Consider the following 13,175-nt stretch of genomic DNA (forward strand, 5'->3'; position numbering starts at 1 on the left):
CCATTCAGGCGGGGTCGGTGCTGAGCCGGTGCCCCTTGAACTGCTCGCGCAGCTGCGTCTTGAGCAGCTTGCCGGTGGCGGTGTGCGGCAGGCCGTCGACGAACACCACGTCGTCGGGCAGCCACCAGCGCGCCACGCGGTCCTTCATGAACTCGGTCATCTCGGCGGCGGTGAGGCTCTGGCCCGACTTGGGCACGACGATCAGAAGCGGCCGTTCCTGCCACTTGCTGTGCGCGACGCCGATCACCGCGGCTTCCTGCACCTTGGGATGGCCGACGGCGACGTTCTCCAGGTCGATGGACGAAATCCACTCCCCGCCCGACTTGATCACGTCCTTGGTGCGGTCGGTGATCTGCACGAAACCCTCGGTGTCGATCAGGGCCACATCGCCGGTGGCAAACCAGCCGTCCGCGCCGAGCGCCGCGCCGGCCTGGCTGCCGTAGTAGGCCGACACCACCCACGGCCCGCGCACCTTGATCTCGCCCACGCTCTTGCCGTCATGCGGCAGGCGCTGGCCGTCGGGGCTGAAGATGCCGACCTCGATGCCGAACACCGCGCGGCCCTGGCGCGCCTGGATGTCATAGCGCTGCGCCGCCGGCAGCGCCTGCTGCGCGGGCAGCAGGTTGCCAATCGTCGCCAGCGGGCTGGTCTCGGTCATGCCCCAGGCCTGGATCACGAAGGTGCCGAGCAGCGTGCCGAACTTCTCGATCATGGCGCGCGGCGCGGCCGAGCCGCCGACCACGACGCGCTTGAGCTTGAGCCGCGAGAGGTCGAGTGACTCGCGCTGGCTCTCGAGGTACTGGAAGAAACCGAGCCACACGGTGGGCACGCCCAGCGAGAAGGTGCAGCCCTCATTGACCATGTGCGCATACAGCCGCTCGCCGCTCACGCCCGGGCCGGGCAGCACCAGCTTGGCGCCGCACATCGCTGCCGCATAGGGAATGCCCCAGGCGTTGACATGGAACATCGGCACCGCGAGCAGCACGCTGTCGCTGGTCGACAGGCCCAGGCCGTCGACGGTGCAGGCGGTCCAGGCATGCAGCACCGTCGAGCGGTGGCTGTAGAGCACGCCCTTGGGGTTGCCCGTGGTGCCCGAGGTGTAGCACAGCGACGAGGCGGTGTTCTCGTCGAATTCCGGCCAGTTGAAATCGGGCGAACCTTGGTCGATCAGGTCCTCGTAGCACAGCAGATGGGGCAGCGCCAATGCCGGCAGTTCGCTGCGCTCGCACAGCGCGACAAAGCCTTTGACGGTGGGCAGCTGCGACGCCAGCGCCACCAGCTGGTCGGCGAATCCCAGGTCGAAGAACACATATTCATCGGCCGCGTGGTTGATGATGTAGCTGATCTGCTCGGCAAACAGCCGCGGGTTGACGGTGTGCGAGATCGCGCCCATACCGGCCACCGCGTAATACAGCTCGAGATGGCGGTGCGTGTTCCAGGCCAGCGTTGCAATGCGCTGGCCGGGCTGCACGCCCAGCGCGGTCAACGCGCTCGCCAGGCGCTTGGCACGCGTGCGCAGCTGGCCCCAGTTCGAGCGATAGACCTGGCGCTCGGATACATGGGAAACAATCTCCACCTGCGCATGGTGCGTTGCCGCATGCTCCAGCAATTGCGAGATCAGCAAGTCCTGCTGCTGCATCAGTCCCGACATCGTCATCAACGCGCTCCTTGGCTCGAATTTGTGTGCTTACATGCCGACAGGTAAGTAAAACCAAGGATAGCAGCGCGCCCGATGCCAAGACCTAGGGACAAATCTGCTTGCCCGCCGCATTCTTTGCGGGTATTTGCGCGCCGCGCAGCGCAATTTTCGGCCTGCACCAGGTGCCGCCAAGGTGACTTGCAGGGGGCGCGCGCCGCGGTTAGGATGGCTCAGAATTTACCGTTCGGCAGGTAAGTTCAGCCGCAACGACGGCACCCATCACCAGGAGACTTTCATGGAATTCAACACCCTCACCGTGGCCATCGACGCAGGCGTGGCCGTCGTCACGCTCAACCGCCCGCCGGTCAATGCGCAGAACATCGAACTGCGCGAGGAGATCACGCGCGCCTTCGACCTGCTGTCCGACCACGACGACGTGGCCTGCATCGTGCTGACCGGCGCGGGCAAGGCATTCTCGGCCGGCGCCGACATCCGCGAGCGCCCCAACCTCGCGGGCGTGGCCGGCGCCTATGGCGCACACAACCGCCGCGTGCGCGAGTCCTACTATGCCGTGGTCGAATGCTCCAAGCCCATCATTGCCGCGATCAACGGCCCGGCGCTGGGCGCGGGCTTCGGCCTGGTGATGGCCTCGGACATCTGGGTCGCGTCCGAGGACGCCTATGTCTCCATGCCCGAGATCAATGTCGGCCTGGCCGGCGGCGTGACCTTCCTGCAAAAGGTCTTCAGCCAGTCGCGCGCGCGCCGCATGTTCTACACCGGCATGAAGGTCTCCGCACAGGAGCTGTACCGCCTGGGCCTGGTCGAGGCCTGCCTGCCCGCCGACCAGCTCATGCCCTACTGCATGGAGATCGCGCGCGACATCGCCTCCAAGAGCCCGATTGCCATGCGCCTGGCCAAGGAAGCCGCGCGCATGACACTGCTCATGCCGCCGCGCGATGCCTACCGCTATGAGCAGGGCAATACCGTGGCGCTGTCCAAGACCGAGGACTCCAAGGAAGCGCAACGCGCCTTCCTGGAAAAGCGCGCGCCGGTCTACACCGGGCGCTGAGGCCGGGCCACGCTTTGCAGGCGCGGCGCCCAACTAAACGTTCGTCCTGAGCCTGCCTTGCCGGCCGCGTCGAAGGATGAACGTCCTCACGTTTGGACAACTGGCCGTCAAGGTCCGACATGGATGCCCCGCGCCAGGCTCACAACGAACGGTTTTCAAGGCGCGGCGCATCATCAACCGTTCGTCCTGAGCCGCATCGAAGGATGAAGGTCCTGCCCTCACGATTAGGCAACTGGCCGTCCATGGTTCGACAGGATGCCCTGCGCCAGGCTCACCACGAACGGGTTTTTAAGACGCGGCGCATCACCAACCGTTCGAGCCGCGTCGAAGGATGAACGTCCCGCCTTCACGTTTAGACAACTGGCCGTCCATGGTTCGACAGGCTCACCACGAACGGTATTTTTAGAACGCAGCGCTCAATCACCCGTTCGTCCTGAGCCACGTCGAAGGATGAAGGTCCTGCCGTCACGTTTGGACATCTGGCCGTGCATGGTTCGACATGGATGCCCTGCGCCAGGCTCATCACAAACGGTTTTTTTAAGGCGCGGCGCCCCACCAACCGTTCGGCCTGAGCCACGTCAAAGGATGAAGGTCCCGCCCACACGATAGACACTGGCCGTCCATGGTTCGACATGGATGCCCTGCGCCAAACGCACCACGAACGGTATTTTTGGAACGTGGCGCCTCATCCACCGTTCGTTCTGAGCCGCGTCGAAGGATGAACGTCCCGCCCTCACGTTTAGACAACTGGCCGTCCATGGTTCAACATGGATGCCCTGCGCCAAGCTCACCACGAACGGATTTTTAAGACGCAACGCCCCACCAACCGTTCGTCCTGAGCCGCGTCGAAGGATGAACGTCCCGCCTTCACGTTTAGACAACTGGCCGTCCATGGTTCGATAGGATGCCCTGCGCCAGGCTCACCACGAACGGATTATTTAAGGCGCAGCGCATCATCAAACGTTCGTCCTGAGCCACGTCGAAGGATGAAGGTCCTCTCCTGACGTTTAGACAACTGGCCGTCCATGGTTCGACAGGATGCCCTGCGCCAGGCTCACCATGACCGGATTATTTAAGGCGCGGCGCATCATCAACCGTTCGTCCTGAGCTACGTCGAAGGATGAAGGTCCCACCCTCATGTTTAGACAACTGGCCGTCCATGGTTCGACATGGATGCCCTGCGCCCAGCTCACCACGAACGGGATTTTTAAGACGCAGCGCCCCACCAACCGTTCGTCCTGAGCCATGTCGAAGGATGAAGGTCCCACCCTCATGTTTAGACAACTGGCCGTTCATGGTTCGACAGGATGCCCTGCGCCAGGCTCACCACGAACGGACTTTTTAAGGCGCGGGTCCGAAGTAACCGTTCGTCCTGAGCCACATCGAAGGATGAAGGTCCTGCCCTCACGTTGGACAACTGGCCGTCCATGGTTCGACAGGATGCCCTGCGCCAGGCTCACCACGAACGGATTTTTTAAGGCGCGGGTCCGAAGTAACCGTTCGTCCTGAGCCACGTCGAAGGATGAAGGTCCTGCCCTCACGTTGGACATCTGGCCGTGCATGGTTCGACATGGATGCCCTGCGCCAAGCTCACCACGAACGGATTTTTTAAGGCCCGGCGCATCACCAACTGTTCGTCCTGAACCACGTCGAAGGATGAAGGTCCCGCCCTCACGTTCGGACCACTGGCCGTCCATGGTTCGACAGGATGCCCTGCGCCAAGCTCACCACGAACGGATTTTTAAGGCGCAGCGCATCACCAACCGTTCGTCCTGAGCCACGTCGAAGGATGAAGGTCCCGCCCTCACGTTTAGGCAACTGGCCATCCATGGTTCGATATGGATGCCCCATGCCAAGCTCGCCATAACGCTTGAGCGGGCTTCATGCGGCCACGGCCGGCCCAGCGGACAGAAAAAAGCCGGGGACTCGGTCCCCGGCTCCCGTGGCAAGCCGTCCCGATCAGAACGCGTGGCGAATGCCCAGATGCAGTGCGTCGCTGTTGCCATTGCTGCCCGGCGCTGCCTGGCTGGTGGCGCCGGTGAGCGCGTAGGCCGCGCCATTGCGGTTTTTCACGCGGCCGTAGTCGGCATAGAGGCTGGTGCGCTTGGACAGCGCGTGGATATAGGCCACGCCGAACTGGGTCGCATCGCGGTTGAGCGGGCCGCGGTCGTCGACGTGGATTGCCTGGGCCAGCAGGGTGTTGCGGCCGAATGGAATGGCCACGCCCAGCGAGGCGCTGCGGTCGTCCTGGCCGGCGTAGTAGCCCACCGTGGGGAAGCCGGCAAAGCCCTGGTTGTTGTCGGCCGCGGCCTGGGTCGCGGGCGTGATGGCGGCGCTGGGGTTCTTGAAGGTCGCAAACGAGCCGAAGACCTTGGCGACGCCGAAGTCATAGGCCAGGCTGGAGTTGAACCACTTGACGCTGCTGTCGTCGACGATGTGCTTGAACACCGTGTACGACATCGCGCCGCTGAGCTTGCCACTTGCATAGAACAGCGCGGCGGCGGTGCTCGAGCCGGCGCTCGAGCTCAGGCCGCTGCCGGGCGCGGGCGAGGTTTCGCCCGGTGCATAGGCCAGCTTGCCGATGAAGCCGCCGATCGATGGCGTCTGGTACCAGATGGTGTTGTTGACGCGTCCCGAGGCGGGCTGGATGCCCTGCAGGTTGCCGCCGCCGCCCAGGCCGAAGGCGTCGCCCACGGCCTGCACTTCCGAGCTGACCGCGGTCACGGTGCGGCCCAGGCGGATCTCGCCGAAGCTGCCCGTGAGGCTGACCAGCGCGCCGCGGCCAAAGCCCTTGGCGCCCGCGCCCTGGTTCTGGCCCAGCGTGCCGGCGTCGCTGTTGAGGCCCATCTCCAGCAGGAAGTTGGCGCGCAGGCCGCCGCCGAGGTCCTCGCTGCCCTTGAAGCCCAGGCGCGAGCCGTTCATGTGGCCGCTGTCGACGCGCCACAGCCGGCCGCCAGGGCTCGTCACATAGCCAATGCTGGTGTCGATCAGGCCATAGATGCTGACGCTGCTCGACGGCGTGGCGGCGAGTCCGCCCGCCGGGGTCGTGATCTGGCGCAGCTCTTCCTTTTGTGCCTGCTGGGCCAGTGCCGGCAGACCGGCGCACAGGCAAGCCGCGGCAACGGCGATGGAAAAGGACGATGGGCGCGATACGCGCTGGGGGTTCGGTTGCAACAAGACTGTCTCCTCGTATGTGTCTACGTTTTGGCGGCACCTGCGGACGCAGGATCCGGGCTTCGCCGATCCACTTGTCGGCCGGCAAGTAATGATAGAAAGCAAATACTTACCGGCCGACAGGGAAAACACGCGTGAACGGCACACAACGCTGGCTGCGGCTGTTGCGGGACCAAAAAAAAACCCTCCGCGAGGAGGGTTCGTGAGGAGCAGCGCGGGGCTGCGCAAGCTGGGTCAGCGCTGGGCCGCCGCCTTGCGCTTGGCCAGCTCGAGCTTGGCAATGGCGTTGCGGTGGACTTCGTCCGGGCCGTCGACGATGCGCACCGTGCGCTGGTGCGCATAGGCTTCGGCCAGCCAGAAATCCTGGCTCACGCCAGCCGCGCCATGCGCCTGGATCGCCCAGTCGACCACCTTGCATGACATGTTGGGCGCGACCACCTTGATCATGGCAATCTCGGCGCGCGCCTCCTTGTTGCCCACGGTATCCATCTTGTGGGCGGCGTTGAGCGTGAGCAGGCGCGCCTGGTCGATCATGCAGCGCGACTCGGCAATGCGCTCATGCCACACCGACTGCTCGGACAAGGGGCGGCCGAAGGCCACGCGTGCGCTCAGGCGGTCGCACATCATCTCCAGCGCGCGCTCGGCGGCGCCGATCGAGCGCATGCAGTGGTGGATGCGGCCGGGGCCCAGGCGCCCTTGCGCGATCTCGAAGCCGCGCCCTTCGCCCAGCAGGATGTTGGCCACCGGCACGCGCACGTTCTCCAGCTGCACTTCCATGTGGCCATGCGGCGCGTCGTCATAGCCGAACACCGACAGGTGGCGCAGCACGGTCACGCCGGGCGTGTCGCGCGGCACCAGCACCATCGACTGCTGTGCATGGCGCGGCGCCTCGGGGTCGGTCTTGCCCATGACGATGAAGATCTGGCAGTGCGGGCTGCCCGCGCCCGACGAGAACCACTTGGTGCCGTTGATCACGTATTCGTCGCCTTCGCGCGTGATCGTGCACTGGATATTGGTCGCATCGGACGAGGCCACGGCCGGCTCGGTCATCAGGAAGCCCGAACGGATCTCGCCGCGCAGCAGCGGCTCGAGCCACTGCTCCTTTTGCGCCTCGGTGCCGTAGCGTTCGATGGTTTCCATGTTGCCGGTATCGGGCGCCGAGCAGTTGAACACCTCGGCCGACCACATGACACGGCCCATCACTTCGCACAGCGGCGCGTAGTCGAGGTTGGAGATGCCGGGCACGCCGCGGTGCTCGTGCGGCAGGAACATGTTCCACAGGCCGGCCGCGCGCGCCAGCGGCTTGAGCTCCTCGATCAGCGGCGAAATCTGCCAGGCATTGCCGGCGCGGCGGAATTCATCCATCTCGCGTAGATAGCGTTCCTCGTTGGGATAGATATGCTCGTCAAAGAACGCGTTCAGGCGCTGCAGCAGGTCGCGGGTTTTCTCGGAGGGTTCTGCAAACATGGGCTTCCTTGTGGGATGGCGGGCGACCCACCCGAGCCGCCCTGATGAAAAATATTGGAGCATTGCCGCGCGGCAAACACCGTCCCGCACGTGACGGAAGCCGCCGCGCACCGCATTGCGCTGTGCGCGGCATGGCCTTCAGCGCGGGCGTGCGCCAGCGCGCGCCGTTGGCGCCCCCTTCAGCCGACGCGCAGGCCGGCGCCGCGCGCAGGCTTTGGCGCCTGGCGCACGGCATCGCCTTGCGGCGCGCGCTGCAGCCGGCGTTTCTCGATCGCATCCTGCACCGCCGGTCGCACCTGGCGATCGAGCCCTTGCCGGCCCAATGCGCTGCGCTGCGCCAGGTCATTGAAGTCGGTCATGCCCTGCATCTGCGCCAGCGCCGCAAGTTGCTCGGCGGCCAGCCCGTTGCCGGTGCGCAGGTGCTCGCGGTAGTTCTGCGGCGTGATCGGCGGCAGTCCGGCCGGATAGCGGTTCTCGCCCACCGCGAAGACCGGCAGCAGCACCGTGCCGCCGGTGCTTCTGGCCGCCTCCCTGGCCTTGGCCCGCCCCGGGTTGATGCCCTGGGTCAGCTCGAGGTGGCGGTCGTCGTCGGCGGCAATGACCACCGGTTTGCCGGGAAAGCGTGCATGCAGGGCCTTGGCCACGGCCGGCAGGTTGCCGGGCTCGAAGGCCGCCACCGTGGCAAAGCCCAGCGACTGCGACAGGCTGCTGGCGGTGGCATAGCCCTCGCCAATGACCAGCGCCGGCGCGCGGGCCAGCGCATCGAGGCCGCCGACCGCATGGAAGCAGCCATCGCGGCGCCCATCCTGGGCAAAGCGGCGCGCGCCGTTCTCCTCGATGTATTGCATCGACCACTGCCGGCCCCCGGCATCGACCATCGGCACGCAAGTGCGCTTGCCCTCGCCATCGGTGAACACCCCGGCTTGCGGCGCGATGCCCTTGGCTTGCATGTAGGGCGTGGGCTGGGCCGCGGGCAGCAGCTCGCCCATCTGCAGGCGCACGCGCTCCGCCGCCTGCTCCTGCATTTGCAGCAGCGCATCGGCACGTGCGCGCAGCTTGCTGCCGGCCTCGGCCAGCATGCGCTGCTTTTCGCCGGGCTCGAGCCGATAGCCCTTGGCCTTCCACTGCATGTCGATGCCGGTCTGCGGGTTCTTGATGTAGCCACTGGAGCGCGCGGCCAGGTGGCCGATGTAGAAGGCCTCGCCCCCGGCCTCGCCGTTGCCCGCTCCCGCGCCTTCGACCGCGATGCGGTGCTTCTTGCCGTCCATGACCGGATGCTCGCCGCTGACCACGCAGCCCATGGCGCGCAGCGCCTGCGCAAACTCCTCCTGCGGGCGCATGGCCGGGCCTTGTTCGGCGCCAAGGCTGCCGGGCTGCCAGCGCGTGAGCTTTTGCACGTCGGCATCGGGGCCGACAAACCAGGACCGCGCAGCAGGGTCCCAGGCCGCGCCCGCGGCCTTGGCCACCTTGCGTTCGCCATAGGGCACGGCCAGGTAGGCGCGATCGGGCTGCAACGCGCGCTCCTGTGCGGGGGACGTGCGCACCGGGTGCGTCCACTGCGAGAACGGCGCGGCATCGACGCCCGCAGGTACGAACCAGGCCTGCGCCTGGCGGTGCCAGCGCGCGCCCAGCGCCTTGGCTTCTTCCTTGTGCTCGAAGGGCACATGCAGGAAGACGGCGCGCTGCGCCTGCGGGACGCGCTGCGCTGGCGACTGCGCCAACGCCGGCGCTGCCGGCCCGGCCTGCTGCGCCTGGTCATGGTGCTGCTCCAGCCCGCGCACATAGCCCTGGATCTTCTCGGCATCGGCCGCGGCGCGAAAGACTTCCAGCGGATCATTGCGCAGCAGCGTGATCCAGTTGCCGACATAGGCGGCATGCTGGCCGGGGTCGTGCCCAATGCCCAGCTCTTCGCCCAGCATCATGCTGGCGATCTCGGCGCGCAGTTCCTCCTGGGCATAGCCCACGCTGGCATAGGGATGCGACTGGTCGCGGTCGAGGCGCGACGCATGGCCGCTCCAGTGGCCCAGCTCGTGCAGCGCGATGGCGTAATACTCGGCCGGCGTGGCGAACTGCGTGCGCGCCGGCAGGTGGATGGTGTCGGTGTCGGGCCGGTAGAACGCGCGGTTGGACTCGCCGTGCTCGATGCGCGCGCCCGAGGCCTGCAGCAACTGCTCGGCGCGCTCCACCGGGTTCCAGTCCGGCGCGCGCAGCGCCAGCGGCGGCAGCCCGTCGATCTGCTCGGCGTTGAAGACCGTGGCAAAGAACACGCGCGGGCGCTCCAGCCGCACGGTCTGCCCCTGCGGCTGGTCCTCGGTGAATTTCCAGTACTGGATCGAGGTGCCGGCCTCGCCCGGGCGCACCCGGGCGCCCGCGGCCTCGGCCTGCTTATAGGTCATCCAGCGCGGATCGGCATGTCCGCGGCTCGCCAGCTGAATGGCATTGATGCCTTTGTAGCGCCGGCCGGTCGCGGGATTCATCGGCAGCGGCGCCGGCGGCCCGCCCGCGCGCCAGGGCTTTTGCCAGGGCGCCGTGCCGGCCTCGAGCTGCTCGATCAATCTTTCGGCCACGGTGGCATAAAACGGCTTTTGCGATTCCATGTCTGTCTCCTGTTCGCGGCTCTGCGGCCGCATGGCGGTGCGGCGCGCCATGGCGCCGTGCAGTGCGCGCGCGAGGCGCGGCTCAGGCCTGGGCGTCCCTCAGGTCGTCGCTGCTGTCCAGTGCATCCTGTTCATCGAGCGCGTCCTCGGTGAACGCGCCGACGCGGTCGGCTTCCTCGGGGTCGAACTCGGCCTGGAAACCAGGTGTGAGCGCATCCAGCAGCTTCTCGTCGACCATTGCTATGCCGTCATGCGGATCGTCGGCCGGTGCCACCGGCGTATCGATCTGCCAGGGCGTTTTCAGTGGGTTCATGGCTATCACTCCTTTTCATGGGTGGGGCGCGGCGCGGCATGCGCGCCGCGCCAGGGGTTTGCCGGCGCGGCCGCCGCGCGCGCGTCCGCCGGCCGGCAAATGCTTTGGTCCGTTTGCCCGCCGGGCGGCCAGGTCAGCAGGGGCACGATCACGCTTTTGACCTGGGCCTGCGCCACCGGCCCGAAGTAGCGCGCATCGAATGCCTGCGGGCGCGCCGGCGACATCAGCAGCAGCTCGCCCGCAGCCAGCGTCAGTGCCCGCGGCGCGGTGCGCGGCAGGGGCCGGCCGGCCAGGTCCGCGGCCAAGGGGGCGCTGCCGACCAGCAGCCGGCCGTTGACGGACACCCCGCGCGCGGCAAAATCCACCTGGTCGCCCGGCAAGGCCAGCACCTGCTTCATCAGATAGCCGTAGCCGCCCGCGCAGAACCCCGCGCCCAGGTAGCCGCGAGCGCGCGCCAGCGCAAAGACCGGCGTGGGCGGCGGACACAGGAGCACGCAGGCGCCGCGCACCACGGGCGCAGCGCTCACGCGGTACAGGCCCGGCGGAATGCTCGGGCTGGTGTTGACGCGCAGGCCCGCCAGGCCGCCGGCCGCGGCGCACAGCAGCCAGGCCGCGCCGGCCCAGGCAACGACCTGGTGCGCTGGCCGCCCGCGCGCGCGCCGCAGACGCAGTGCATGCCGGGGCAGCTTCACAGCGTGATCTCCCTGCCGGCTGCGGGCGCCAGCGCGCGCAAGACATCGCTGGCCGCGGGTTCGGGCACGGCCGCGCGCGCAGCAAACACCGGATCCTGGAAGTACAGCGGCTGGCGCCCGTAGATCGCCGGGAAGCCGGCGACATACACCACCATGTCGCCGGCTTCGGTGATCTGGCCCTGCGCGTCCTTTTTCGGGCCCGGCATGCGCAGGCATTCGTCGGGCGTGAGCAGCGGGCGCTGCGTCTCCTGCGTGGTGCGCGAGACCTGGCCCAGGATGGCGCTGGTGCGGCGGCCGCTGGTGGTGATCTGCTGCTTGACCACCGTGGTCTGGCCGGTCAGCTTCGACAGGTGCTCCGCGGTCTCGATGCGGTTGGGCGGGTAGGCATTCTGGATATGGCAGTTCGAGGTGATGGTCTCGTCGGGGCCGTAGCCGGCCTCCTTGCTCTTGAGCTGGTTCACGTCCTGGCAGATCAGGTAGAACTTGATGCCGTAGCTGGCCACGAAGGCCAGCGACTCCTGCAATATCTCGAGCCGGCCCAGGCTGGGGAATTCGTCGAGCAGGCCCAGCAGCCGGTGTTGGTAGCCCTGGCGCGCGCGCAGCACCAGCGTCGGCGCCGCACGGCGCGCACGCCCCCAGCGCCGCGGCGGCGCCATCGGCACGCGCTCGAATTCCATGCGGTCGGCCAGCAGCCGCACGATCATGTTGACCATGATGCGCACCAGCGGCCGCAGCCGCGCCTTGTCGTTGGGCTGGGTGATGATGTAGAGACTCACCGGACTTTCGTGGTGCATCAGGTCCTTGAGGCGGAACTGCGAGCGGCTGACGTTGTGCGCCACCACCGGGTCGCGGTACAGCGCGAGATAGGACTTGGCCGTGGACAGCACCGACCCGGCCTCTTCGGGCGGACGGTCCAGCATGTCGCGCGCCGCCGCTGCCACCGCCGGGTGCGCCTGCCCCGCGCAGTGCGGATAGCGCGTCATTTCGTCCCACAGCGCGCTGGAGTCGCGCGCGGGATCGGCAAGCATCGCATCGACTCCGGGCAGCGTCGCGCAGCCGCCTTCGGCGCGCGCCTTGTAGAGCGCATGCAGGATCACCCCGACCAGCAGCGCCTGGCTGGTCTTTTGCCAGTGGCTTTCCAGCCCCTTGCCGTCGGGGTCGACAATCAGCGTTGCGAGGTTCTGCACATCGCCGACCTCGTACTCGCTGGCCACGCGGATCTCGTCGAGTGGGTTCCAGCCCAGGCTGGCATCGGGCGACGCCGGCTCGAAGCGCAGCACCTTGTTGTGCGCATGCAATTGCCGCCAGCCGGCCGTCATGACCCAGAGTTCGCCCTTGAGATCGGTGACCACCGTGCTGTGCGGCCACGACAGCAGCGTCGGCACCACCAGCCCCACGCCTTTACCCGAGCGCGTCGGCGCATAGGTCAGCACATGCTCGGGGCCGTTGTGGCGCAGGTAGTGGATGGTGCCCGATCTGTCGGCCCACGCGCCAACGTAGACGCCCGCGCCGGCTGCAGCCGGCTTGCCGCGCAGCCGCTCGTGCCAGCTGCGCGCCGGCGGCAGCAGGCCGGCGCGCTCGATGTCGTGCCGATCGGCCCAGCGCGCCGAACCATGCAGATAGGCATTGGGCCGGCCCGAGTGGGCTTGCAACATGCGCGCCACCGCCAATGCCAGCAGCGCCGCGCCGGCAAGCGTCGTGCCCACGCCCGCCGCGCGCACAAAGACATCGGGATACGCGCCGTACCACTGCATGGCCCAGCGCACGCCGTCCCAGGGCAGGTACAGCCGCTGCCAATGTCCGCCCAAAGCCGCCTGGTAGTGCAGCGCATGCGCGAGAAACTGCGTTGCCGCCTGCAGCCCGGCCAGCAACGCCAGCAGTGCCAGAGCCGGCACCAGCCGGCGCGCGCGTGGCCGGCCCGCCCTGACCTGGGGTCCCACTGCGTTGTTGAAGCGCTCGCTCATCTTGGCAGCCTCCGGCATGGCCCGGCACGGGCATCGGCACGCGTTGACAGGTTCTCCCGGCACCATGCCGGGCCCGTCTGCGGCGGGAGTATAGCCACGGCAATTCGTTATAACGAATTATTTACAAGGCATGCCCTCGCCTGAAACATTGGATTTATCGAAGGCAAAAGTTTTTTTAGCCGCTAAAAAATCGGCGCTGCCGTCTGTGCAGGCTACCGCTTTCGCCTGACAGGACAACGCATATATCGAATCTTGTGCCG

Annotated in this window: 8 protein-coding genes and 1 pseudogene; 1 reads left to right on the top strand and 8 read right to left on the bottom strand. The window is 67.2% G+C overall.

Annotated features, from left to right (window positions below; translation table 11 throughout):
- Positions 1-4: 4 nt before the first annotated feature.
- Positions 5-1,651: a long-chain fatty acid--CoA ligase gene (locus HUK68_RS20775; RefSeq protein ID WP_175506441.1), complete on the bottom strand. Its 1,647-nt coding sequence runs from the start codon at positions 1,649-1,651 to the stop codon at positions 5-7.
- Between the two features lie 283 nt (positions 1,652-1,934).
- Here HUK68_RS20775 and HUK68_RS20780 point away from each other — a divergent pair, with 283 nt between their 5' ends.
- Positions 1,935-2,708 (top strand): enoyl-CoA hydratase/isomerase family protein, encoded by a 774-nt coding sequence (locus HUK68_RS20780; RefSeq protein WP_175506151.1) that lies wholly within the window; start codon positions 1,935-1,937, stop codon positions 2,706-2,708.
- A 1,007-nt stretch (positions 2,709-3,715) separates the two neighbouring features.
- On the opposite strand, the gene HUK68_RS20785 is transcribed toward HUK68_RS20780, so the two are convergent.
- From HUK68_RS20785 to HUK68_RS20815, 7 genes and pseudogenes are all read right to left on the bottom strand, one after another.
- Positions 3,716-3,955, bottom strand: a complete 240-nt coding sequence (locus HUK68_RS20785; RefSeq protein WP_175506152.1) for a hypothetical protein — start codon at positions 3,953-3,955, stop codon at positions 3,716-3,718.
- A 712-nt stretch (positions 3,956-4,667) separates the two neighbouring features.
- Positions 4,668-5,885 carry a porin gene (locus HUK68_RS20790; protein ID WP_175506153.1) on the bottom strand — a complete coding sequence of 406 codons (1,218 nt, stop codon included), beginning with the start codon at positions 5,883-5,885 and terminating at the stop codon, positions 4,668-4,670.
- Positions 5,886-6,116: 231 nt separating this feature from the next.
- The gene (locus HUK68_RS20795; RefSeq protein ID WP_175506154.1) at positions 6,117-7,349 is read right to left on the bottom strand and encodes an acyl-CoA dehydrogenase family protein; all 1,233 of its coding nucleotides are present in this window, start codon (positions 7,347-7,349) and stop codon (positions 6,117-6,119) included.
- A gap of 179 nt (positions 7,350-7,528) precedes the next feature.
- Positions 7,529-9,946, bottom strand: coding sequence for a zincin-like metallopeptidase domain-containing protein (locus HUK68_RS20800; RefSeq protein ID WP_175506155.1), 2,418 nt, complete (start codon positions 9,944-9,946; stop codon positions 7,529-7,531).
- Positions 9,947-10,046: 100 nt separating this feature from the next.
- Positions 10,047-10,259: pseudogene (locus HUK68_RS20805) on the bottom strand (hypothetical protein); the annotation flags it as partial.
- A gap of 5 nt (positions 10,260-10,264) precedes the next feature.
- The gene (gene traF / locus HUK68_RS20810; RefSeq protein WP_350355245.1) at positions 10,265-10,951 is read right to left on the bottom strand and encodes a conjugative transfer signal peptidase TraF; all 687 of its coding nucleotides are present in this window, start codon (positions 10,949-10,951) and stop codon (positions 10,265-10,267) included.
- Positions 10,948-12,915 (bottom strand): type IV secretory system conjugative DNA transfer family protein, encoded by a 1,968-nt coding sequence (locus tag HUK68_RS20815; protein ID WP_175506156.1) that lies wholly within the window; start codon positions 12,913-12,915, stop codon positions 10,948-10,950. The genes traF and HUK68_RS20815 overlap by 4 nt, the downstream gene beginning before the upstream one ends.
- Positions 12,916-13,175: the final 260 nt, after the last annotated feature.

It is taken from the genome of Comamonas antarctica, assembly GCF_013363755.1.
GTDB classification, from domain to species: Bacteria; Pseudomonadota; Gammaproteobacteria; order Burkholderiales; family Burkholderiaceae_C; genus Comamonas; species Comamonas antarctica.

Coding starts and splice junctions, on each gene's coding strand:
- HUK68_RS20775 (WP_175506441.1), bottom strand. CDS start 1,651: ATGTCGGGACTGATGCAGCAGCAGGACTTGCTGATCTCGCAATTGCTG.
- HUK68_RS20780 (WP_175506151.1), top strand. CDS start 1,935: ATGGAATTCAACACCCTCACCGTGGCCATCGACGCAGGCGTGGCCGTC.
- HUK68_RS20785 (WP_175506152.1), bottom strand. CDS start 3,955: ATGGCTCAGGACGAACGGTTGGTGGGGCGCTGCGTCTTAAAAATCCCG.
- HUK68_RS20795 (WP_175506154.1), bottom strand. CDS start 7,349: ATGTTTGCAGAACCCTCCGAGAAAACCCGCGACCTGCTGCAGCGCCTG.
- HUK68_RS20800 (WP_175506155.1), bottom strand. CDS start 9,946: ATGGAATCGCAAAAGCCGTTTTATGCCACCGTGGCCGAAAGATTGATC.
- HUK68_RS20815 (WP_175506156.1), bottom strand. CDS start 12,915: ATGAGCGAGCGCTTCAACAACGCAGTGGGACCCCAGGTCAGGGCGGGC.